Source organism: Mycobacterium sp. IDUB_9, from assembly GCF_055419505.1.
Map to the genome: position 1 here is coordinate 622212 of NZ_JBVAXU010000001.1, position 24711 is coordinate 646922.

The window sequence follows — 24711 nt, forward strand, 5'->3', positions numbered from 1 at the left end:
GACCCCCCGGGGGATCAACATACCCGTCGTTCCGCAGAGACGGCTCAGAGAGCTTGACGAGGGAAGTTTGACCGGGCAAGGGGAGTCGCGCGCGCCACAGCTTCGCATGCAATAGTGGTTCGGGTTGATCTTCAAGCGCTTTCGGGGGGATGCGCGGAGGTGTATTTCTGCACGCCGATGCGAGAGGACAACGGTATGAAGTCCGTTGAACATCCGAACGAACAGTCCGCACGCTTTGCCATCGTTGGCTACGCTGCGCGTTTTCCAGGGGCACCAGACGCCGACGGTTTCTGGGACCTGTTGCGGACGGGACGCGAAGGGATCTCGGACGTACCCGAAGATCGCTGGGACGTCGAGGAATTCTTCGATCCGGAGCCCGGCGTACCAGGCAAGGTGGTGACCCGCCGGGCGGGTTTCGTCGATGACGTAACCGGATTCGACGCGCCGTTCTTCGGCATGTCAACACGCGAGGTCAGGTTGATGGACCCGCAGCATCGGCTCCTGCTGGAAACGGCCTGGCGCGCGGTGGAACACTCGGGTACCGCGCCAACCGCATTGGCCGACACCAACACTGGCGTGTTCGTGGGTCTGGCCACCCACGACTACCTCGGAATGGCTTCTGACGAGCTGACTTACCCCGAGATCGAGGCCTACATGGCCATCGGGACGTCGAATGCCGCAGCAGCAGGCCGGATCAGCTACCGGCTGGGGCTTCAGGGCCCCTCGGTCGCCGTGGACACCGCATGCAGTTCGTCGCTGGTCGCGATTCATCAGGCGTGCCAAGCACTTCGCTTAGGAGAGTGCGATCTCGCGCTCGCCGGCGGTGCGAACGTCCTGCTCACGCCCGCCACCATGATCACCTTCTCCAGTGCGCACATGCTGGCCCCCGACGGCCGGTGCAAGACATTCGACGCCGCCGCGGACGGCTACGTGCGCGGCGAAGGCTGCGGCGTCATCGTCATCAAGCGCCTCGAAGACGCCATCCGCGACGGCGACCGCATCCGGGCCGTGATCCGCGGCAGCGCGATCAACCAGGACGGCGCATCGGGTGGCTTGACGGTGCCCAACGGCGTCGCTCAGCAGCGTGTCATCGCCGCTGCCCTCAAGCGCGCCGATCTCGAACCCAGCGACGTCGGATACCTCGAAGCGCACGGCACCGGGACGTCACTGGGAGACCCGATCGAGGCCCAGGCCGCAGGGGCGGCCCTCGGCCCCGGACGCGAAACCAACCGGCCGCTGTTGATGGGCTCGGCCAAGACCAACATCGGGCATCTTGAGGCCGCCGCCGGCATCGCGGGCGTCATCAAGGTCGTCCTGTCACTCGAGAACGAGCTGCTGCCCAAGCACCTGCACTTCGAGACCCCGTCGCCGCACATCCCGTGGGACCGGCTCGCGGTGGAAGTGGTCAAGGAGGCCACCCCGTGGGAGCGCAACGGCACGCCACGCATCGCGGGTGTCAGTTCGTTCGGGTTCGCCGGGACGAACGCCCACGTCATCCTGGAGGAAGCACCCGAACCGGCGGTATCGAACCCGGTGGACCAGCCCAGAGCCGAACGGTTCGGCATCCTCCCCCTGTCGGCACACACACCCGCCGCATTGGTGCAGGTCGCTGAGCAGTACCGCAGCTGGATGAGCGCGCACCCCGAGGCCACCTTGGCCGACGTGTGCCACACCGCGGGGGTCAGCCGGGCACATCTCGAGCACCGGGCCGCACTGGTGGTCGATTCGAGAGAATCCGCCATCGAACTACTCGGCGCGCTCGCCGACGATCGCCCCGCACCGGGCTTGATTCGCGGCGAATCCCACGACAAGCCCAAGACCGCCTGGCTGTTCACCGGACAGGGCAGCCAGTACGCCGGTATGGCCCGTGAGCTGTTCGATTCCGAGCCGGTATTCGCCGAGACGCTGCAGCGCTGCGCGGCGGCAATCGCCGACAAGCTCGACAAGCCCCTGCTGGACGTGATCTTCGGCCTGGATAGCGCCGATGAGCGCTCGCGCGAAGAGCATGACGACGACGCAGAAGAGACGCTGCGCAAGACCTCGTATGCACAGCCCGCCCTGTTCGCGGTGGAGATGGGTCTGGCCCGGCTCTGGCAGTCGTGGGGCTTCGAGCCCGACGTGGTGCTGGGTCACAGCGTGGGCCAGTACTCTGCCGCATGCGTCGCGGGCGTGTTCAGCCTGGAGGACGGCGCCCTGCTGATGGCCGAACGAGGTCGTCTCTTCGGCAGCCTGCCCGCGGGAGGCCGCATGGTCGCGGTGTTCGCCGCCGCCGAGCGGGTCGAGAGCCTCACCGACCAGTTCCCCACGGTGTCGGTTGCCGCCTACAACGGCACCAACACGGTGCTGTCGGGGCCCGCGGAGGAACTCGAGCGGGCGGTCGCCGGGCTCACCGCTGACGGCGTGCGGTGCGACTGGCTCGAAACCAGCCACGCATTCCACTCGGCGCTGCTGGATCCGATCCTCGACGAATTCGAATCGTATGCAAACCGTTTCACGTTCAACGCGCCGCAACGGATTCTGATCGACAACCGCACCGGCGCGGCGCTGGGCAGGAGCGTCAAGCTCGACGGCGCCTACTGGCGCAGGCATGCCCGCCAACCGGTGGAGTTCGCCAAGACAGTGCGCACCCTCGCCGACATGAACTGCAAGCTGCTGGTCGAGATCGGACCGCGGCCGGTGCTCACCGCCACCGCCCTGGGGGCCTGGCCCGACCAGGCCACCGCACCCCGGGTGATCGCGTCCCTACGCCGCAACACCGCCGATCAGCGGCAGATCACCGAGGCCATCGCCGACGCGTACGTCCTGGGCCACCTGCCCGAATTCAGCGCGTTCCGGCACGCGAACGCACAGAAGCTCGATCTGCCCACCTACCCGTTCGAACATCGCCAGTACTGGTACCGAGACAATCGGGAAGAGCCCAACCAACAGCAGCACGTTGCCGGTCCCCGCACCCAGTCCATTCGCCTTCTCGAAGACGGCCGCCTCGCGGAACTCGCAACCCTGCTCGACGGCGCGGACGGCGACGGCCAGACCCTGGACGTGCTGACCAAGCTTGCAGCGCAACACAACCGCCAACGCTCGACCCAGTCCATCGCCGACGACCGTTACGAGTTCCGCTGGGAAAAAGCGGTTACTCCCCTGTCGGGCGCCGACTTCGGCGAGTCGTCCACCTGGCTGCTCATCGGTGAGCAGTCTCCGGCGGTCCAGCCACTGGTAGACGTGCTGACCTCGCGCGGGCAGCAGTATCGGTTCCTCGCGCTGCCGACGTCCGACGCGGACACCGATCAGCTTGCAGATGCGTTGCGCACTGCTGCTGCAGACGGTTCGACTCTTCGCATCCTTCACGTGGCAGCCCTGGACGGGGAGCCGGAAGCCAAGACCGTGCCCTCGATGCGGTCACTGCTGCGAATGCAACACCAAATCCTGGCCGGAACGCGGCGGCTGTTGCGCGCCGCGGTCGAGGCTGACCTGAGGGCTCCGATCTGGCTGGTCTCCCGCGGCGCACAGCACGTCACCGATGCGGACACCGTGGCGCCGGAACAGAGTGCCCTGTGGGGATTCGGTCGCGCCGCGGCGCTGGAGCTCCCACAGCTGTGGGGCGGATTGGCCGACCTGTCGGAAGGCAGTGCCGGCGAGTGGACTGCCCTGCTCAACCGCATCACGACGGCCACCGACGCGTCCCGGCGGGAAGACCAGGTCGCATTACGCGATCAGGCGGTCTACGTCCCCCGGCTGGTCCGCCGGGAGGACCTGCCCAGCGGCACACCCCTGGAACTGCGGGGTGACGCAACGTATCTGGTGACCGGAGGACTGGGGTCGATCGGCCTGGAGATCGCCGGATACCTGGCCGCGCACGGCGCCAAGCACCTGGTCCTGACCAGCCGTCGCGCACCCAGCGAAGCTGCCGCGCAGCGCATCACCGCACTCGGCGACCAGCACGGCTGCGACATCCGTGCGGTGACCGCCGACGTCGCCGATGCGCACGACGTCGCACGCCTGTTGAAGACCGTGGCTGCCGAGCTACCGCCACTGGCGGGCATCGTGCACGCCGCGGGCGAGCTCGGCACCACCCCGCTGGCCAACCTGGACGACGATGAGGTAGACCGCGTCTTCGCCGGGAAGGTCTGGGGTGCCTGGCATTTGAGTGAAGCGGCGGCTGACGCGAAGCTCGACTTCTTCATCAGCACCTCGTCGATCGCCTCGGTGTGGGGCGGATACGGTCAGACCGCATACGGTGCGGCGAACGCCTTCCTCGACGGCTTGGCCTGGCGACTGCGCGAGCAGAACGTCCCGGGGACCAGCGTCAACTTCGGTCCATGGGCCGCGGGTATGGCCGACGCGGAGTCTCGTGCGCGGCTGGACCAGCGCGGCGTCCGGACACTGCAGCCCGCCGACGCGCTGGCCGGGCTGGCCGACGTCGTAGCGGCTGCCTCGGCACAAGGCGTCGTGGCCCGGATCGACTGGGCCCGCTTCCTGCCGTTGTACCAGCAGGCGGGCCGGCGGGGATTCCTGGCGGAGCTGGAGCGTGAGGTACCGGCACAACTTTCGAACGCCGCACCCACCACCGCATCCGGCAAGACGCAGCTGGTCGAACGGCTGACCAATGCTCCTGTGCAGCAGCGCAAAAAGCTCCTGACCGACCACCTGCGTGACGCGGTGGCAGAGGTGACGCGGGTGGACTCATCGGAGATCCGCGAGGACGCCGGGTTCTTCGACCTCGGCATGGATTCGCTGATGGCCGTCGAGCTGCGCCGCCGCATCGAACAGGGCGTGGGCGCAGAGATCCCCATCACGCTGGTGATGGATCACCCCCGGATCTCCGACGTCGCCGAATATCTGCTCGGCGACGTGCTCGGACTCAACGAGCAGGCCAAACCGGCGCCGCAACCGGCCGCCGTTTCCGCCCGCACAGACGAGCCCATCGCGATCGTCGCCGTGTCGTGCCGCTTCCCCGGCGCACCCAATCCGGAAGCGTTCTGGGACTTGCTGTCCGGCGGCGTCGACGCCATCCGGGAAGTACCCGAAGACCGATTCGACATCGACGAGTTCTACGACCCGGACCCCGAGACAGCCGGCAAGACCTACACGCGCTTCGGCGGATTCCTCGACGGCATCGACGGATTCGATCCCGAATTCTTCGGCATCTCCCCGCGTGAAGCCGTCTGGATCGAGCCGCAGCAGCGGCTGATGCTCGAAACGGTCTGGGAGGGGCTCGAAAGAGCCGGATTCTCGCCGGCCGCGTTGCGCGGTAGCCGTACCGGCGTCTTCGCCGGCGTGGCCGCCAACGAGTACGCGCACCTGCTGTCATCGGAGTCGATCGACAAGATCGAGCCGTACTTCATCACCGGCAATGCCCTCAATGCCATCTCCGGCCGGGTTGCGTTCGCACTCGGATTCGAAGGCCCGGCAATGGCAGTCGACACCGCGTGCAGCTCGGCGCTGGTGGCGATCCATCAGGCCTGCCAGGCGTTGCACTCCGGCGATTGCGACCTGGCGTTGGCCGGCGGTGTGAACGTTCTCCTCTCCCCGGTGACGGTCGTCGCCGCATCCCGCGCACGCATGCTCTCCCCCGTCGGGCGCTGCAAGACCTTCGACGCCTCCGCGGACGGCTACGTACGCAGTGAGGGCTGCGGCGTGCTCGTGCTCAAGCGGCTCAGCGACGCGGAGCGCGACGGCGACCGGATCTGCGCGGTCATCCCCAGCAGCGCGGTGAACCAGGATGGCGCGTCCAGCGGCTTGACCGTGCCCAATGGTGGTGCACAACAACGGCTCATCGGAACGGCGCTGTCCCGCGCAGGCTGGACCGGCGGGGACGTCGACTACCTCGAAGCGCACGGGACGGGAACCCCGCTCGGCGATCCGATCGAGGTCCAGGCGGCAGCCGCCGCCTACGGCGCGTCGCGTGACGCCGACCGGCCGCTGCTGATGGGTTCGGTGAAGACCAACATCGGTCACACCGAATCAGCCTCGGGGGCAGCGGGTCTGATCAAGGTCGTGTTGTCGTTGCAGCATGAGGTGCTGCCGCAGAGCCTGCACTTCGACAACCCGTCGCCGCACATCCCGTGGGATTCCCTGCCGGTGCAGGTCGTCGACAAGGCAACCCCCTGGCAGACCAACGGCCGACCGCGCCGCGCCGGGGTGAGCTCGTTCGGGTTCACCGGCACGAACGCGCACGTTCTGATCGAAGAGGCACCCGTACGACCGGACGCCGCCGAGGAGCACCCGGCCGACGAGGTCGTGACGGACTCTCCGGCTGCGGCCGACCAGGTCGCCGTGCTGGCGTTGTCCGCGCGGTCACCGGAAGCACTCGTGGCGCTGGCACAGCGTTACGAAGGGTGGCTGACCGCCCACCCGGACGCCGACCTGACCGACGTATGCCTGACAGCGGGAACCGGGCGGTCGCACTTCGAGCATCGGGCTGCGCTGGTCGTGGATTCGATCGAGGAGGCGCGCCTGGGTCTGGCCGACCTGGCCGAAAACCGGACGCGACCAGGTGTGGTGCGGGGTGAGCACACGAACCAGCCGACAACCGCATGGTTGTTCACCGGGCAGGGCAGCCAGTACCCCGGGATGGCGCGCGAATTGTTCGACACGGAGCCGGTTTTCGCCGAGACCGTGACGCGGTGCGCCGATGCGATCCAGGGCATGCTGCCACGTCCGCTGCTTGAGGTGATGTTCGCGACCGGTAGCGGTGCTGCAGAAAGCCTGCGGGACACCTCATATGCGCAGCCGGCACTCTTCGCCGTCGAGATGGGTCTGGCGCGGCTGTGGCAGTCGTGGGGCATCGAACCCGATGTCGTGCTGGGCCACAGCGTCGGCCAGTACGCGGCGGCCTGCGTCGCCGGGGTCTTCAGCCTGGAGGACGGTGCCCGGCTGATGGCCGAGCGCGGCCGGCTGTTCGGCAGCCTGCCCGAAGGCGGACGCATGGTGGCGGTATTCGCCGACCCCAAGCACGTCGAGGAGATCGCAAACAAATTCCCACGAGTGTCGGTCGGCGCCTACAACGGCCCCAACACCGTGCTCTCGGGCCCGGGCGACGACCTCGAAGAGATCGTCACCCAGTTCGGCGACGAGGGAATCCGCTGCACCTGGCTGCAGACCAGCCACGCGTTCCACTCGGAACTGCTGGATCCGGTGCTCGATGAATTCGAGGCGTACGCAGCGCAGGTGCAGTTCGCCGCACCGACGCTGCCCCTGGTCTGCAACCGCACCGGGGCCATCCTGACGGCCCAGACCCCGCTCGACGCTCCGTACTGGCGCCGGCATTCGCGTCAGCCGGTGCAGTTCTCCGAAAGCGTGCGTACGGTCGCGGCGCTGGGTTGCTCGATACTGATGGAGATCGGTCCACAGCCGGTGCTGACCAGCGCGGCGGTACAGGTATGGCCGGAACACCTGGCCGCACCGCGAGCGATCGTCTCTCTGCGCAAGGGAATCAGCGATCGGCGCCAGGTCGCCGACGCGCTGGCCGCAGCCTACGTCGGTGGCCACCGCCCCGACTTCGCAGCGGTGCAAAACCAGCCCGGCCACAAGATCGAGTTGCCGACATATCCGTTCCAGCACCGGCGCTTCTGGCCCAAGTCGGCCGGCATCGCCATGGACGGCGGCGTCGGTGCGACCGTTTCCTCCGGAATCCTGGGCAGTGCAAAGGATCTCGCATCCGGCGACTCGGTCTACACCAGCAGGTTGTCCGTCAAGTCTCAGCCGTGGCTGTCCGATCACGTCATCTACGGCACTGTCGTCGTCCCCGGCGCGACGTACGCCGCAATGGCGCTGGCCGCTGTCGGCACTCCGGCCCGAGCCAGAGACGTCTTCTTCTACGAGCCGATCATTCTGCCCGAGAAGAGTTCTCGCGAGGTGCAGCTGACGCTGCATCCGCTGGACGACGGCGGTGGGTGGAAGTTCCAGGTGCACAGCCGTCCCTACGGGGAACGCGACTCCGATTGGTCGCTGAACGCCGAAGGCACGGTGGTCGCCGGCGTGGACGACACCACCGAAGAGCCCGCCACCGAGGACGATCCGATCGACGAGACGATCGAGCGGTTGAACCGGATGCGTCCGCAGGAGCTGTTCGAGACCTTCGCCGACCTGGAGTTGTCGTGGGGCCCGAACTGGTCCGGTTCCCTGAAGTCGCTGTGGCTCGGTGAGGGCGAGGCGATCGGCGACATCCTGGTCGGCGAGGAACTCGCCGAACAACTGGGAACCGAGCCGATGCACCCGGTCCTGATGGACCTGTGCACGGGCGTCGCCTTCCCGGCGTTCCCGGCGCTGCTCGCGGCCGAGCAGGGCATCAACGATCTGTTCCTGCCGCTGCGGTACGGGCAGGTGACGTTGAAGGAGAAGATGCCTCGGCGGTTCTACTGCCGCGCGAGGTGGCACGAGAGCGCACTCGACAGCGAAACCCAGGTCTTCGATCTCGACTACATCGATCGAGATGGCCGTCACCTGGGCGGTATTCGGGAGTTCACGGTCAAGCGCGCACCCCGCGAAGCGTTGCTGCGTGGTCTCGGTGGCGACGCCACCCGGCTGCTGTACACCCTGGGCTGGCACGAGGTACCGGTGCCGCCGGTGGAACCTGAGGCCGAGAAGGCAAGTGGCACCTGGCTGATCGCCGGTTTCGACGACCTCGCCGCCAAGGTGCCGGGCTGCATCCCGCTCAACCGGAACGCTGATCCGGAACTCCTGGGACAGGTACTGGCGCAGGCTGCCGAGCGCGGCATGCCGTTCGCCGGTGTCGTCTGGCGCGCCGCCGCGCCGAGTGCACAGGAGGCCGGCGCCGACGGCACCGCACGCCTCCACACCGAGATCGAGAACCTGCTGAGCGCCGTGCACACGGTGCAGGGCGGTTCACCGAGCGGCAGTGTGAAACTCCCACACGGTTTGTGGATCGTCACCGAACGCGCCGTGGCCACCGAATCGGGTGAGCCGGTGGATCCCGTCCAGGCGGCGCTGTGGGGATTCGGGCGGACCACGATCAACGAGGAACCGGCGTTGCGTGCCAAGCTCGTCGATTGCGACGGCTCACCCGAGGCCGTACAGGCGCTGGCCAATCTGCTGGCCACTCCGGTTGACGAGCCGGAAATCGCTGTGCGGCAGGGCAAGCTGCTGGCCTCTCGGCTGTTGCCGTGGGCACGCAGCGGCCATCTCACGGTGCCGCGCGGGAGCGATTACGTCCTGGCACCCACCGAGCGCGGCGCGATCGACAACCTGCGGATCACCGAGAAGGAGGTGCCGCCGCCGGACGAGGGTTACGTGCAGGTCCGGGTGGAGGCCGCGGGCATGAACTTCCGCGACGTCCTCAATGTCCTCGGCCTGTACCCGGGCGACCCGGGGCCGATCGGCGGCGACTTCGCCGGCATCGTCACACAATTGGGCGATGGCGTCACCGGGCTCGAGGTGGGGCAGCGCGTGTACGGCTCCATGCAGGGCGCGTTCTCCAGCCGGTTCAACGTGCCTGCGCAGTTCCTGGCGCCCATCCCGGACGGGGTGAGCGGTGTGGAAGCCGCGACCATTCCCGCCGCGGCGCTGACGGTCAGGCTGTCGTTCGACTGGGCCGACCTGAAGCCCGGCGACAAGGTGCTCATCCACGCGGCCAGCGGTGGCGTGGGCCTGGCAGCCATCCAGATGGCCCAGGCGAAGGGGGCCACGGTGTTCGCCACGGCCAGCACCTTCAAACGCTCGACACTGCGCAAGCTCGGTGTCGAACATGTCTACGACTCGCGCACAACGGATTTCGCCGATCAGATCCTGGCGGACACCGACGGCAAGGGTGTCGACGTGGTCCTCAACAGCCTGACCAGTGAAGGGTTCATCGAGGCGACGCTGCGGGCCACCGCGCAGAACGGCCGGTTCGCCGAGATCGCCAAGCGCGATATCTGGTCGGCCGAGCAGATGGCCGAGGTCCGCCCCGACATCGCCTACGAGATCGTCGCGCTGGACACGGTGATGTTCACCGAGCCCGACCGCATTCGCGACCTGCTCACCGAGGTGTCGGAGGGGTTGGCCAACGGCGAGTGGACGCCGCTACCCGCGGAGATCTACCCACTCACCGAGGCCAGGGCCGCGTTCCGCCGCATGCAGACGGCCAAACACATCGGCAAGATCGTGCTGCAGATCCCGACCGCGTTGCAGCCGCAGCCTGACCGGAGCTACCTGATCACCGGTGGCCTCGGCGCGATCGGCCTGCACACGGCGTCCTACCTCGCCCAGATCGGAGCCGGCGACATCGTGTTGACCAGCCGGCGCGAACCCGATGCGGACGCGCAGAAGTTGATCGAGGAGATCACCGACCGGTACAAGACCCGCATCCACGTCTTCACCGCGGATGTCGGCGAGGAGTCCGAGGTTGCGAAGCTGCTGGAGCGGATCCGCGCCGAGGTCTCGCCGCTGGCCGGTGTGGTGCATCTGGCGGGCGTGCTCGACGATGCCCTGCTGGGTCAGCAGAGTATGGAGCGGTTCGACAAGGTGTTGGCGCCCAAGGCCTTCGGCGCCAGGCACCTGGACCGGTTGACCAAGGACGACGAGCTGGACTTCTTCATCGTGTCCTCCTCGGTGTCGAGCTTGTTCGGTTCACCCGGGCAGTCCAACTACGCGACGGCCAATGCTCTGCTCGACGGTCTGATCGCGCAGCGCAGGGCGCACGGCTTGCCGGCCACCGGTATCAACTTCGGACCCTGGGGTCAGGGCGGCATGGCCTCTTCGGAGGCGGCAACCGCCAATATCAGTGCTCAGGGACTGATTCCGCTCGATCCCTCGGGGGCGCTCGCCGCCCTCGCCGAGGTCGTAGCCAACGGAACCGGCCAGGCCGCCGTCATCAAGGCCAACTGGCAGCGGGCCGCGAAGGTGCTCGGAAGCTCGCGGCCGCCGATTCTCGACCTGGTGCTGCCGAGTGCAGTCGGTGAGGTCGTCGGCGACAGCGAGGTTCTCAAGCAGCTGCTCGAGATCCCGGTACCGCAACGTGCCGGGTTCGTGACCGAGTTCCTGCAGAAGGAGGTGCAGAACTTCCTGCGGCTCGCCTCACCGCCGGCCGCGACCAGCCGCTTCCTGGATCTCGGCACCGACTCGCTGATGGCGATCGAACTCCGCAACCGGCTGCACACTCAGTTCGGCGGCAAGTTCACGCTCAACGCGACGGCAGTCTTCGACTACCCGACCATCGGCGGCCTGGCCGAGTATCTGGTGGGCCAGCTGCCCGATGCGGAGTCGACGGAGTCACCGGAGGCGTCGGAGCCACCGGAGGCTCAGCAGCAGGAGACACCTCAGCAGGAAAATGAGGAGCCCGCGTCCAACTAGCGCGACAAGACGTAAAACTGCCCCTTTTCACACGAAAAGGGGCAGTTTTGCGTCTGCTCGCGGAGAAAACTCGCGGGGATTAGACCCAGCGGGTGGCCTCGACCTCGGCAGGCAGCGGTGGGTGCAACGGCACGTCGAGGCCGTCGTAGATGCCGGGTTTCTGGGTGGCCAGCCAATCGATCGCACCGAGCAGGCGGTTGGCCGCAGTGGTGTTGCCGCCATCCGCGCGGGTCCCGCCCGGCACATCGGCGCGGACCACCATGGTCAGTTGCGGATCGCCGTCGATGATGACGCGATGGTCGCCGACGCCCTCGTCGGGCTGTGGCCAGTCCGGGGCACAGGCCGGGTCGATGCGGGTGATGTGTTCGATGACGATCCGCTCGACACCGTTCGCCCATCCGATGACCTGAAGCCGGAACGCTCCCTGGGTGCCGGCCTCGAACCGGCCCATGACGTTGTCGACGGCTTCGGTGAGGGGCAAGCGTTCGACGGTCTCGGTGATGTCGTCGATCTCCAGGCCGAGCCCTCGGCCGATCAGCCGCACGTTGCCGCCCCACACCATGGTCGGGATGGAGGGCAGCAACATCATCGGCGTCTCGTCCATCGATCCACCGAAACCGCACAGCACCCGCACCGAATGCGGCTGGTTGTAGGTGGAGTAGTCGAAGATCTCCTGGCACCGGATGGTGCGGATCCGGGTGCACAGCCCGGCGGCGATCACCGCCAGGGCGTCATTGCCCCAGCCGGGGTCGACGCCGCTGACCAGAAGTGCGGAGTTGCCGGCTGTCGCGGCGTCGGTGAGTCGTTCGACCCACTCGGCGGGGGCCGACGCCGGGTCGTAGAGCGAGTACAGCGACGGCGTCACCACTTGTTTGCCCGCACGCAGGCATTGCTCGATTTCGGCGATTGCCTCCTCCGGGCGGATATCGCCGGAGGACATATAGGCGACCGCGTCGCACCGGGCGAGCGCCGCGTCGACGTCGGTGGTGGCGGTGACGCCCGTCGGGGCGTCCAGCTTGGCGAAAGTCGCAGCGTCCCGACCAGCCTTGTCCTCAGACGACGTGATGACTGCCGCCAGTTCCAGCCCCGGGAATGCCGTGGCCGACCGGATGGCTGTCGCACCCATGTTTCCTGTACCCCACACCGCGATTCGACGCATCCGCCCACCCTAATGGCGAAGTTGGTGAGGATCGTCACATTGTGATGAACGTGCAGTCCAGAGCCGTTTTGACCAGCGGGTACAAGCTTCGATCAACCACTGGGTTGGTTAGACCGCAGAAATTGCTCAGAGTCTCTTTGCGTTGAAGTTACTGAACGGTATAGTTGGCCGCAGTTACTGGTGGGTAACTTATCCCGAGTACCCAACCTCAGGTGGCATTCCACAAGGAGGAAAAGTGAGCCACTACAAGAGCAATGTCCGCGACCAGGTCTTTAACCTGTTCGACGTCTTCGGCCTGGACAAGGCCCTCGGAGCCGGCGAATACAGCGATCTGGACGCCGACACCGCCCGCGAGATGCTCAACGAGATGGCCCGCCTGGCCGAGGGACCGATCGCGGAATCGTTCGCCGAAGGCGACCGCAATCCCCCCGTTTTCGATCCCGACACGCACACCGTGACGCTGCCCGAGGGCTTCAAGAAGTCGGTGCGCGCAGCCATCGAGGGTGGCTGGGACCGCGTCGGCCTCGACGAGGTGCTCGGCGGTGTCCCCGCGCCCAAGGCGCTGCTGTGGGCCCTCAACGAGCACATCCTCGGCGCCAACCCTGCCGTGTGGATGTACGCCGGCGGTGCCGCTTTCGCGCAGATCTTCTACACCAACGCCACTGAAGAGCAGAAGAAGTGGGCCGTCATCGCCGCGGAGCGCGGCTGGGGCTCCACCATGGTGCTCACCGAGCCCGACGCGGGTTCGGACGTCGGGGCCGGCCGCACCAAGGCGGTCAAGCAGGAAGACGGATCGTGGCACATCGACGGTGTGAAGCGATTCATCACCTCTGCCGATTCGGATGACCTGTTCGAGAACATCTTCCACCTCGTGCTGGCCCGCCCCGAGGGCGCCGGCCCGGGCACCAAGGGTCTGTCGCTGTTCTTCGTGCCGAAGTTCCACTTCGACTTCGAGACCGGCGAGTTGGGCGAGCGCAACGGCGTATACGTGACCAACGTCGAGCACAAGATGGGCCTGAAGGTTTCGGCCACCTGTGAGTTGACCTTCGGCCAGCACGGCAAGCCCGCCGTGGGCTGGCTGGTCGGCGAGGTACACAACGGCATCGCGCAGATGTTCGACGTCATCGAGCAGGCTCGAATGATGGTGGGCACCAAGGCCATCGCCACGCTGTCGACCGGTTACCTCAACGCGCTGGAGTACGCCAAGGAGCGTGTCCAGGGTGCCGACCTGACTCAGATGATGGACAAGACCGCTCCGCGTGTCACCATCACTCATCACCCCGACGTCCGTCGCTCGCTGATGACCCAGAAGGCTTACGCCGAGGGCATGCGGGCGCTGTACCTCTACACCGCGACGTTCCAGGACGCCGAGGTCGCCAAGGCGGTCCACGGTATGGACGTCGAGCTGGCACACAAGGTCAACGACCTGCTGCTGCCGGTGGTCAAGGGCTTCGGCTCGGAGCAGGCCTACGCCAAGCTCACCGAGAGCCTGCAGACCCTGGGTGGGTCCGGCTTCCTGCAGGACTACCCGATCGAGCAGTACATCCGCGACGCGAAGATCGACTCGCTGTACGAAGGCACCACCGCCATCCAGGCGCAGGACTTCTTCTTCCGCAAGATCGTCCGCGACAAGGGTCAGGCGCTGGCGTTCGTGGCCGGCGAGATCGAGCAGTTCATCAAGAACGAGTCGGGCAACGGTCGGCTCAAGACCGAGCGTGAGCTGCTCGGCACCGCGCTCACCGATGTCCAGGGCATGGCTGCCACTCTCACCGGTTACCTGATGGCCGCACAGGAGGATGCCGCCAGCATCTACAAGGTGGGTCTCGGTTCGGTCCGCTTCCTGCTGTCGGTCGGCGACCTGCTGCTCGGTTGGCTGCTGCTGCGTCAGGCCGCAGTCGCAATCGAGAAGCTCGACGCCGGCGCCTCCGGTGACGAGCGCACCTTCCTGGACGGCAAGATCGCCGCTGCATCGTTCTTCGCCAAGAACATGCTGCCGCTGCTGACCAGCACCCGTCAGGTCCTCGAGACCATCGACAATGAGGTGATGGAGCTCGACGAGGCTGCGTTCTAAGAAGCTCCGCCAAAAGACGCAGAAACCCCCTTTTCCTCACGGAATTGGGGGTTTTTGCTGGGGGCACCTCCCGCCTCCGGGGCACTGCTCGTCGGGACTCGGTGGGAGACAGGCAAGCTGGACCCATGACTGAAGCCCGCGGCATCTTGCTCGTCATGTCGCTGATGGCGACGACGGCGCTGACCCTCGCTCTCGGAATCACCGATCCGGCCGCACCGATGTCGTACCCGACCAAGTTCCTGGTGTGGAACCTGGTGCTGGCGTGGATCCCGATGGTCTTCGCGATCGCCTTCGATCTTGTCGAGCGCCGGCTGTGGCTGCTGCCACTGGGACTGGGCTGGTTGGCGTTCCTGCCGAACGCCCCGTATCTGGTGACCGATCTGGTCCACCTCGGCGAGGGATACGAGCTGTGGCGCCACGTGCTGCAGTACGGGTTCGCCGCGTGGACCGGGATCCTGCTGGGCGTGGTGTCGCTGCTGCTGGTGCATCAACGCCTGGACGACGAATTCGGCTCGTTCTGGAGCTGGCTGGCCGTCGCGCTCTCCGTTGGGGCCTGCGCCGTCGGTGTCGTCATCGGCCGCTTCCAACGATGGAACTCCTGGGACCTGGTGACCCGGCCCGATGCGGTGGTCGCGGCGACGTTCGACTGGATGCGCTCACCGCTGTCCTACGTGCAGTCGACGGGCGTGGCGATAGCCGTTGCAGCGTTCTTCGGGCTGGCCTACCTGACAATCTGGGCGTTGCGCGGATTGCGTTGACACACGTCGCATTCCATGCCGGAGGCATTCGACCAGGGAAGACCGTCGGCCATCCGGCCGGATAGCCGCGTCCACCTCAGACCGGCGATTCATGAGCCAGCGCCCGGTAGCTCTTGGCCCCCGCCCGGTCGACGGCGGCGCGAACCAAGCCGAACACCAAGCCCTGGAGAGCCGCTGCCGTCAGCGCTTTGGCGGTGGACCGTTCGAGATCCTTGGGGTCGGGCGGTTCCAGATTCGGCTGATCGATGCGCTTCCAGATCTGGGTGAACAACGCGCCGGCCAACAGGCCTCCGCCCACACTCGTCGCCATCGACAGCGGCATGTACAGCATTTTCGAGAGTCGGCTCACGATTCTCCTCGTATCGGCAACAGCCTGAAAGATCAGCTTTCGGGCTGACAGTGCGGATACCCCGAACCCGACAGTTTTAACGGCGCAGCTGCCGGTTCGAGGTTTTGCCCGCCCGTGCGTCGGGCACTGCTCTTCAGAGAAGAAGTACGCCTGGTGAAAGGCACACCGATGACGACCGAATCGAAAACCATCAACGAACCGTCCACGGCTCAGCTCCTCGGACAATTACAGGAGCAGACGACACGACTGGTACGCGACGAGCTGCGGTTGGCGCAGCGGGAGTTTCAGGAATCCGCCCGCCACGCCGGCCTCGGCGCCGGTTTGATCAGTGCCGCCGGTCTGCTGGCGGTACTGGGCCTCATGACGGCCGTCGCCGCCGCGGTGGCGGCAATCGCACTGGCCCTCCCGGTCTGGGCCGCTGCGGCCATCGTCGCCGCCGGGTTGTTCCTCGGAGCCGGGGTGGCCGCTCTGATCAGCCGCAGCCAAGCCCGAAAGGTTCCGCCGCCGGCAACCGAATCAGTCGGCAGCGTCAAACACGACCTCGACGAGATCAAGGAGGCACGACATGGCAACCGCTGATCACCTTCCACCCGAACCGGGGCCGGACGCCGACATCCACGAACTGCAGTCCGACATCGACAAGACTCGCGGCGAGCTGGGCGAGACGGTGGCCGCACTGTCGGACAAGCTCGACGTCAAGGGCCGCGCCCAGGACAAGGCCGCCGCGACGAAGGACGCCGTGGTCGACCGGGCCCAGGCCGCAACCGAGACGGCGAGGTCCAAGCCGGCGGTGTCGGCAGCCGCGGTGATCGCCGTGCTTGCGGCAGTCGGCCTGCTGGTGTGGTGGCGGCGCCGCTGACCAGACAGGCCCAAGCTCAGAAGCGGGTCAGGCTGGGCATCAAGACGTCGTCCACGAGTGCCCGGACCGTCGCCTCGGTCGGCGGACGCCCAGGAATCAGGGACCGGAACACCAGATATCCCGGCATCACGTCCCACAGCTCGTTGTGCACCGCCGCGGCGTCGATCTCACCCCGGTCGACCGCATCCGTCAGCACTTCGGTCATCAGCATCTTGCGCTGCAGAACGAACTGATTCTGCAGGGCCGCACTCAATTCCGGGCTGTGCGCTACCTCGGACATGATCGCGCTCATCGTGCTGCCGTGCTCGCGTGCCTGGTCGCACACCGACGAGCCGATGCTCAGCAGGTCGGTCCGCAGCGCGCCGGTGCGGGGCGGCACCAGCTGGATCCGGGTGCCCTCGATGAAGGCTGCCAGGACGAGCTCGGTCTTCGACGGCCACCGGCGGTAGATCGTGGCCTTGCTCGACTTCGCTTCGGTCGCCACGGCTTCCACGGTCAGCCGGTCGTATCCGTGCTGCTGCAACAGGCGCAGGGTCACCGCCAACAATTCCGACTCACGCTCGGTCCACTGCGACGCCGGAGCCGGCGGTGAAACGTCATGCGCGGAGGCGGCGGAAGGGGGTGACACTGAAGACCTTTCCGTAGCGGGCAGCCATGGCCACTTGTCCGTAGGCCTTGCCCTCTTCAGGACTGTACCGTACGGTACCGTTCAGGTGCTTGGAACGGCCGAAGACTCTCGCTTCAAGGCGAGTTTGCGCTTGTTCTCGAAAGGCTCTGAGATGCAGGGGATCTCGGTAGGAAGCCTGGTCCGGCGACGTTGGACGGTGATCGTTGCCGTGCTCGTGGTCGCGGTCGTCGCCTTCGCCGTCAGCCGGCTACACGGCATATTCGGTTCGGACAACGAGGTGTCACGTCCCAGTGCCGACGCCCTGGAGAACACCGGATACAACCCGAAACGGGTTCTCTTCGAAGTGTTCGGATCACCGGGCTCCGTCGCCACCGTCAACTACCTGGACATCGACGCACAACCGCAGCGGGCCGAGGACGTGACGCTGCCGTGGTCGCAGACGCTGGTCACCGATGACCCGACGATGTTCGCCGATCTGCGGGCACAGGGCGACGGCGGCTACATCGGGTGCCGCATCACCGTCAACGGTGTGGTCAAGGACGAAAGGTCCACTGACAACGTGAACGGCTACATCGCCTGCTTGGACAAGTCAGCATGAGCGGGCAGCACACAGAAGGTGAAGTTGTCGGTTCGAGGACGGCGCGAACCATTCGTCTGCTCGCCGTACCGATCGTGCTTGTTTGGGTTGCGATCGCTGCCTTGACGAACATCCTTGTGCCACAACTGGAGGTCGTCGGCGCCGCGCGATCCGTGGGCCTGAACGCGCCCGACGCGCCATCGACCATGGCGATGCGACACATCGGTCAGGTATTCGACGAGTTCAACTCCGACAGCGCGGCCATGGTCGTGCTCGAAGGCGACAAGCCACTCGGCGACGACGCCCACCGCTTCTACGACACCCTGGTGAAGCGACTGGCCGAGGACACCAAGCACGTCGAGCACATTCAGGACTTCTGGGGGGATCCGCTCACCGCGGGCGGTTCGCAGAGCAAGGACGGCAAAGCCGCTCTGGTGCAGGTGTATCTGGCCGGCAACCAGGGCGAGGCGTTGTCCAACCAGTCCGTCGACGCCATCCGCGAGATCGTGGCGAGCGTCCCGCCACCGCCGGGGGTCAAGGCCTACGTCACCGGCGCCGCACCGCTGATCACCGACAACTTCGAGGTGGGCAGCGAGGGCACCGAAAAGGTCACCCTCTTGACCTTCTTGGTGATCGCGGTGATGCTGCTGGTCGTCTACCGATCCTTCGTGACGATGCTCATCATGCTCGTCACAGTCCTCATCGAACTGTCCGCCGCGCGCGGTGTCGTGGCCGCACTGGCGCATTCCGGGGTCATCGGCCTGTCGACATATTCGACGAATCTGCTGACGCTGTTGGCGATCGCCGCGGGCACGGACTACGGCATCTTCATCGTGGGCCGCTATCACGAGGCCCGTAGCCGTGGCATGGACCGAGAAGCCGCCTATCACGACATGTTTCGCGGCACCGTGCACGTCATCGTCGGCTCCGGACTGACCATCGCCGGAGCCGTGGCCTGCCTGTACTTCACCCGACTGCCTTACTTCCAGACCCTCGGTGTACCCGCTGCCATCGGCGTGCTCGTGACGCTGGTGGCCGCGCTGACCCTGGGACCTGCCGTATTGACCATCGCCAGCCGGTTCGGCCTCTTCGAGCCCAAACGCAACCCGCGGGCACCGCGATGGCGCCGCATCGGTACCGCGATCGTGCGTTGGCCCGGGCCCATCCTGGTGGTGTCGTGCCTGATCGCGCTGGTCGGTCTGCTTGCCCTGCCGGGGTACAAGACCAGCTACGACGGTCGCCCCTACCTACCGGAATCAGCGCCGGCCAACATCGGCTACACCGCCGCCACCCGCCACTTCTCCGAGGCCCGGCTGAACCCCGAGCTGCTGATGATCGAAACCGATCACGACATGCGCAACCCCGCGGACATGCTGGTCCTCGAACGCGTGGCCAAAGCCGTTCTGCACACCCGTGGTATCGCCCTGGTCCAGTCGATCACCCGCCCGCTGGGCACACCGATCAAGCACAGCTCAATCCCATTTCAGATCAGCGCGCAAAGCGCCAGCCAGATCATGAATCTGGGCTACCAGCAGGACCGCGCTGCCGATCTGCTCAAGCAGGCCAACGAGCTGTCGAACACGATCAACATCCTCAAGCAGCAGGTCACGTTGCAGCAGGCCAGTGCTGCCGCCACCCATGAACAGACCCAGGCCTTCCACGACACCGTGGCGATCGTGAACGACCTCCGGGACAAGATCGCCAATTTCGACGATCAATTCCGCCCACTGCGCAACTACTTCTACTGGGAGCCACACTGTTTCGACATCCCCATGTGCGCGGCACTGCGCTCGGTGTTCGACGCGCTCGACGGGATCGACAAGCTCAGCGACCAGTTCGGACAGATCACCGCAAGCTTGGACAAGCTCGACGCGCTTCAGCCGAAACTCGTGGCGCTGCTGCCGCCGCAGATCGCCATCCAGGAGCGCAACCGCGACCTGACTCTCTCGAATTACGCCACCACGGCCGGGACCAACTCGCAGTCCCAGGAAGCCCTCGAGAATTCGACCGCGATGGGCCAGGCCTTCGACTCCGCCAAGAACGACGACTCGTTCTATCTGCCACCGGAAGCCTTCGACAACCCTGACTTCAAGCGCGGCCTGAAACTGTTCATGTCGCCCGACGGCAAAGCCGCCCGCATGATCATCACGCATGAGGGCACTCCCGCCACGCCCGAGGGCATTTCACACATCGACGCGCTCAAGGACTCCGCGTTCGACGCGATCAAGGCCACTCCCCTGTCGGACGCCAAGATCTACGTAGCCGGAACCGCCTCGGCGTACAAGGACATTCAGGACGGGGCCAAATACGACCTGCTCATCGCCGCATTGGCGGCGATCAGCCTCATCCTGCTCATCATGATGTTCATCACCCGCAGCATCGTTGCCGCAATGGTCATCGTCGGGACGGTCGTGCTGTCGCTGGGCGCGTCGTTCGGTCTGTCGGTCCTGGTGTGGCAGTACATCTTCGGCATCCAGTTGTACTGGATCGTGCTGGCACTCGCCATCATCCTGCTGCTGGCCGTTGGCGCCGACTACAACCTGCTGTTGATATCCCGATTCCAGGAAGAGATCGGGGCCGGGCTCAAAACCGGCGTCATCCGCGCGATGGCCGGAACCGGCCGGGTGGTGACCGCGGCCGGTCTGGTGTTCGCGGCCACCATGTCCTCGTTCATCTTCAGCGATCTCATCGTCCTCGGCCAGATCGGCACCACCATCGGCCTCGGTCTGCTGTTCGACACCTTGATCGTGCGGTCGTTCATGACGCCGTCCATCGCGGCACTTCTCGGCCGGTGGTTCTGGTGGCCGCAGATCGTGCGGCCCCGGCCGGCCAGCCGGATGTTGCGGCCGTACGGTTCCCGCAACTCGGTCCGCGAACTGCTCAAGACAGAACCCGAGCCCGAAGCGTCGGCCTGACGACGGATTGAACCGTGGGTAGCTCCACCAAAAGTCCGCGACGGAAACTGCCGACGTCAGCTGTCGAGCGAGCGCAGCAGTGCCCTTGTGCGGGCTCGGGTTTCGGGTGACGCGTCGAACACCACCCCGACATATTCGTCGACGCCGGCCGCTCCGAGGGAGCGAATACGTTCTGCCACGGTGCTTTCATCACCGATGATGACAGCGTCCTCGGGCCCGGCGTAACCCTCGCGGTCGAGCATGGCCCGATACGACGGCAGGTGTCCGTACATCGCGAACTGTTTGGCGGCCTGGGCGCGGGCCCCGTCGACATCGTCGGTGACGCTGACCGGAAGTGCTGCGACAACGCGAACCGGACGGTCCCCGGCCGCCTCCCGCAGCGTCGGGGCCACATGTTCGGCCAGCGTGGTCGGGCCCGTCATCCACGTGACGGTTCCCGCGGTACGACGGCCCGCGAGCTTGAGCAGTTGCGGCCCCAGTGCGGCGACGTACACGTCGGGCGCCGAAGCGCCGGGGATCTGCAGGGCGCCGCGCGTGGTGACCGTCTCCCCTGGCGCGTCGGCGGGTTCACCGTTGAGCAGCGGCTGCAGCCCGTCCAGATACTCGCGGAGCCGACGCACCGGCTTGTCCCACGGAATGCCCCACATGCCCTCGGTGACCGCAGCATGCGTCATGCCCAGGCCGAGCAGGAACCGGCCGCCACTGATCAGGCTGAGCGTGAGCGCGCGCTGGGCCAGCAGCATCGGATGCTGGTTCTGGATCGGGATGACGCCGGTGCCCACCTCGATCCCGTCGACCTCACGAAACGCCACCGCCAGCACGGTCAGGAGGTCGGGTTCATAGGGCATCTGAGTCATCCAGACCCGCTGGAATCCCTCATCGCGCAGTTGCGCGAGATTTTCTACAGTGGCGTCGATCGGGGAGCGGCCGGCGGTTTCACTGAGTGAGGCGAGGATGCTGATCTGCATGGCACCACGCTATGCGGAGAGTGGGTGCCGTGGGAGCAGAAGAGGTGGGACTCAAGACAAAAAGGGCGGGTTCGGGAGGACACTTGGGGGCGTTTCAATTCGTCGCACGCAGCCGGTCTTTCACCCCTGTACCGACTCTTTGGATCAGTCACTCCCGAACCCGTCGTAGGCTCGATCGTACGCCTCGGGTACCCCTCAAACCAGAGAAAAGTACGGCCGATTTTGCCGAGAATTGGAAGTTAGGTCGCCCCGTGTTGCCGTCGGGTCGGGGGGTCAGACGGCAACACGGAGCTACCCGTGTATCGACCTCTATGCCGCGGCCGTTACACATCTCCAAAAGAAATTTTTCGGATGTTGTCGGCTCCGCAAGCTACGCCTCCAAAATGGCGGTGACGCCCTGCCCACCCGCCGCACAAATCGAGATCAGGCCGCGCACCGGCTGACCGGTCTGCTTCTTCTTCTCCGCCAGCTGCTTGGCCAGCTGGGCGACGATGCGCCCACCGGTGGCCGCGAACGGGTGGCCCGCCGCCAGCGAGGAGCCGTTGACGTTGAGCCTGGAGCGGTCGATGGAGCCGAGTGCTTTGTCCAGCCCCAGCCGCTCCTTGCAGTACTCGTCGGAGTCCCAGGCCGCCAGCGTGGCCAGCACCACCGAGGCGAACGCCTCGTGGATCTCGTAGAAGTCGAAATCCTGCAGCGTCAGTCCGTTGCGGGCGAGCAGCCGGGGCACCGCGTACGTGGGTGCCATCAGCAGGCCGTCGGGTCCGTTGACGTAGTCGACGGCGGCGGTCTCGGAATCGACGAAGTAGGCCAGCGGCTCGTGGCCATGCGCCTCGGCCCAGTCCTCGCTGGCCAGCAGGGCCACGGAGGCACCGTCGGTGAGCGGCGTCGAGTTGCCCGCGGTCATGGTCGCGTCGCCGGCCTTCACACCGAACACCGGCTTGAGCTTGGCCAGTTTCTCCGGGCTGGAATCTGCCCGCAGGTTGTTGTCCCGGTACAGCCCGAGGAACGGGGAGACCAGATCGTCGAAGAAGCCGCTGTCGTAGGCGGCGGCCATGTTGCGGTGGCTGGCAGCGGCCAGTTCGTCCTGGTCGACGCGCTTGACGCCCATCTTCTTGGCGGTGACGGCGGCGTGCTCCCCCATCGACATGCCGGTGCGGGGCTCGCTGTTGACCGGGATCTCCACCCCCAGCGCGGCCGGCAGCTTGCCCACCAGCTTGAGCCGGTCGATGTTCGACTTGGCGCGGCGCAGGCCCAGCAGCACCTGACGCAGGTCGTTGCCGAACGCGATGGGCGCGTCCGAGGCGGTGTCCACGCCGCCGGCCGCGGCCGATTCGTACTGGCCCAGCGCGATGGCGTTGGCGGCCGCGGTGGCGGCCTGCAGGCCGGTGCCGCACGCCTGCTGGATGTCGTAAGCGGGCGTGTAGGGCGACAACGCGCTGCCCAGCACGCACTCACGCATGAGGTTGAAGTCGCGGCTGTGCTTGAGTACGGCTCCGCCGATCACCGCGCCGAGGCGTTCACCGGTCAGATCGAATCGCTCGATCAGCCCGTCCAGGGCGGCGGTGAACATGTCCTGGTTGGAGGCGTTGGCATACGCGCCGTCGGACCGTGCGAACGGAATCCTGTTGCCACCCAAAACGGCAACGCGTCGCCGGGTCGTGTTGTTGGCCATCTGTTTGCCCTCCACTGTCGGGTTGTCCGGGGCCATATTACCCACTGTTCTTACTCTGGAGTAAGTTCGGTATGGACAACGCAGTACTGCGAAGCGAAAGGCAGCTGAAGTGGCTTCCGACCTGTTCTCCCAAGTGGTCAACTCCGGGCCGGGATCGTTCCTGGCCAAACAGCTGGGCGTGCCGCAGCCCGAGACCCTGCGCCGCTACCGCCCCGGTCAGCCACCGCTGCCCGGCTCCCTGCTGATCGGCGGGGAGGGACGCATCGTCGAACCCCTGCGGGCTGCCCTGGCCGACGACTACGACGTCGTCTCCAACAACATCGGCGGCCGCTGGGCCGATTCGTTCGGCGGTGTGGTGCTCGACGCCACCGGCATAGCCGACGCCGCCGGGCTCAAGGAGCTCTACCAGTTCTTCACGCCGGTTCTGCGCAACCTCGCGTCGTGCGCACGTGTGGTCGTCATCGGCACCACACCCGAGCAGGCCGGCAGCGTCCACGCCCAGATCGCGCAGCGCGCCCTGGAAGGCTTCACCCGCTCGCTGGGCAAGGAGCTGCAGCGCGGCGCCACGGCGTCGCTCGTGTACCTGGCCGCCGACGCCAAGCCCGGCGCGACCGGCCTGGAGTCAACCCTGCGCTTCATCCTCTCGGCCAAGTCGGCCTACGTCGACGGGCAGGTGTACCGGGTCGGTGCCGCCGACTCGACGCCGCCGGCGGACTGGGACAAGCCGCTGGCCGGCAAGGTTGCCGTAGTGACCGGTGCGGCCCGCGGCATCGGCGCGACGATCGCGGAGGTGTTCGCGCGGGACGGCGCCACCGTGGTGGCCGTCGACGTGCCCCAGGCCGCCGAGGATCTCGGCAAGGTCGCCGAGAAGGTCGGTGGCAGCGCACTGACGCTCGACGTCACCGCCGACGATGCAGTCGAGCAGATCGTCGCGCATGTCACCGCACAGCACGGCGGCAAGGTCGATGTGCTGGTGAACAACGCCGGTATCACCCGCGACAAGCTGCTGGCCAACATGGACGAGAGCCGCTGGGATTCCGTGACCGCGGTGAACCTCCTTGCCCCGCAACGGCTCACCGAAGGTTTGGTGGAGGCCGGAGTGCTGGGCGAGGGCGGCCGGGTGATCGGACTGTCGTCGATGGCCGGCATCGCCGGCAACCGCGGACAGACCAACTACGCCACCACCAAGGCCGGCATGATCGGGCTGGCCGAGGCGCTGGCCCCGGTGCTGGCGCCGAAAAACATCACCATCAACGCCGTGGCCCCCGGCTTCATCGAGACCAAGATGACCGACGCGATCCCACTGGCCACCCGCGAGGTGGGCCGCCGGCTGAACTCGCTGTTCCAGGGCGGCAAGCCGGTGGATGTGGCCGAACTGATCGCCTACTTCGCCAGCCCGGCGTCGAACGCGGTCACCGGCAACACCATCCGGGTCTGCGGCCAGGCCATGTTGGGGGCGTGAGCAC

At 66.5% G+C, this 24711-nt stretch carries 13 protein-coding genes; 8 read left to right on the plus strand and 5 right to left on the minus strand.

Annotated elements, in window-relative coordinates; translation table 11 throughout:
- Positions 1–195 precede the first annotated feature (195 nt).
- Positions 196–11289, plus strand: a complete 11094-nt coding sequence (locus ACZY08_RS03105; protein ID WP_463743131.1) for a type I polyketide synthase — start codon at positions 196–198, stop codon at positions 11287–11289.
- 79 nt (positions 11290–11368) lie between these two features.
- Here ACZY08_RS03105 and ACZY08_RS03110 read toward each other — a convergent pair whose 3' ends face one another.
- On the minus strand, positions 11369–12448 hold the full coding sequence (locus ACZY08_RS03110) for an NAD(P)H-dependent amine dehydrogenase family protein (protein WP_463743132.1): 1080 nt from the start codon (positions 12446–12448) through the stop codon (positions 11369–11371).
- Positions 12449–12683: 235 nt separating this feature from the next.
- Between ACZY08_RS03110 and ACZY08_RS03115 the strand changes: the two genes are divergently transcribed.
- Together ACZY08_RS03115 and ACZY08_RS03120 are read left to right on the plus strand one after the other, a co-directional pair.
- Positions 12684–14519: an acyl-CoA dehydrogenase gene (locus ACZY08_RS03115; protein WP_463743133.1), complete on the plus strand. Its 1836-nt coding sequence runs from the start codon at positions 12684–12686 to the stop codon at positions 14517–14519.
- A gap of 125 nt (positions 14520–14644) precedes the next feature.
- Positions 14645–15277: a DUF1361 domain-containing protein gene (locus ACZY08_RS03120; RefSeq protein ID WP_463743134.1), complete on the plus strand. Its 633-nt coding sequence runs from the start codon at positions 14645–14647 to the stop codon at positions 15275–15277.
- Positions 15278–15353: 76 nt separating this feature from the next.
- Here the strand turns inward: ACZY08_RS03120 and ACZY08_RS03125 are convergent, their stop codons facing one another.
- A complete protein-coding gene (locus ACZY08_RS03125) occupies positions 15354–15626 on the minus strand; it encodes a DUF4235 domain-containing protein (RefSeq protein ID WP_463743135.1) in 273 nt (90 codons plus the stop codon).
- A gap of 168 nt (positions 15627–15794) precedes the next feature.
- Between ACZY08_RS03125 and ACZY08_RS03130 the strand changes: the two genes are divergently transcribed.
- Together ACZY08_RS03130 and ACZY08_RS03135 are read left to right on the plus strand one after the other, a co-directional pair.
- Positions 15795–16205 (plus strand): phage holin family protein, encoded by a 411-nt coding sequence (locus tag ACZY08_RS03130; RefSeq protein ID WP_463743136.1) that lies wholly within the window; start codon positions 15795–15797, stop codon positions 16203–16205.
- Positions 16192–16485: a DUF3618 domain-containing protein gene (locus tag ACZY08_RS03135; RefSeq protein ID WP_463743137.1), complete on the plus strand. Its 294-nt coding sequence runs from the start codon at positions 16192–16194 to the stop codon at positions 16483–16485. Before ACZY08_RS03130 ends, ACZY08_RS03135 begins: the two co-directional genes overlap by 14 nt.
- 16 nt (positions 16486–16501) lie before the next feature.
- On the opposite strand, the gene ACZY08_RS03140 is transcribed toward ACZY08_RS03135, so the two are convergent.
- A complete protein-coding gene (locus ACZY08_RS03140; RefSeq protein ID WP_463743138.1) occupies positions 16502–17113 on the minus strand; it encodes a TetR/AcrR family transcriptional regulator in 612 nt (203 codons plus the stop codon).
- A 151-nt stretch (positions 17114–17264) separates the two neighbouring features.
- Here ACZY08_RS03140 and ACZY08_RS03145 point away from each other — a divergent pair, with 151 nt between their 5' ends.
- Positions 17265–17711: an MmpS family transport accessory protein gene (locus ACZY08_RS03145; protein ID WP_463743139.1), complete on the plus strand. Its 447-nt coding sequence runs from the start codon at positions 17265–17267 to the stop codon at positions 17709–17711.
- Entirely contained in the window at positions 17708–20605 is a 2898-nt protein-coding gene (locus ACZY08_RS03150; protein ID WP_463743140.1) for an MMPL/RND family transporter, read from the plus strand. The genes ACZY08_RS03145 and ACZY08_RS03150 overlap by 4 nt, the downstream gene beginning before the upstream one ends.
- 56 nt (positions 20606–20661) lie before the next feature.
- Here ACZY08_RS03150 and ACZY08_RS03155 read toward each other — a convergent pair whose 3' ends face one another.
- Both ACZY08_RS03155 and ACZY08_RS03160 read right to left on the minus strand, forming a co-directional pair.
- Positions 20662–21573: a TIGR03564 family F420-dependent LLM class oxidoreductase gene (locus tag ACZY08_RS03155; protein WP_463743141.1), complete on the minus strand. Its 912-nt coding sequence runs from the start codon at positions 21571–21573 to the stop codon at positions 20662–20664.
- A 370-nt stretch (positions 21574–21943) separates the two neighbouring features.
- Positions 21944–23245, minus strand: coding sequence for an acetyl-CoA C-acetyltransferase (locus ACZY08_RS03160; protein WP_463744127.1), 1302 nt, complete (start codon positions 23243–23245; stop codon positions 21944–21946).
- A gap of 109 nt (positions 23246–23354) precedes the next feature.
- Between ACZY08_RS03160 and ACZY08_RS03165 the strand changes: the two genes are divergently transcribed.
- On the plus strand, positions 23355–24707 hold the full coding sequence (locus tag ACZY08_RS03165; protein WP_463743142.1) for a 3-oxoacyl-ACP reductase: 1353 nt from the start codon (positions 23355–23357) through the stop codon (positions 24705–24707).
- Positions 24708–24711 lie beyond the last annotated feature (4 nt).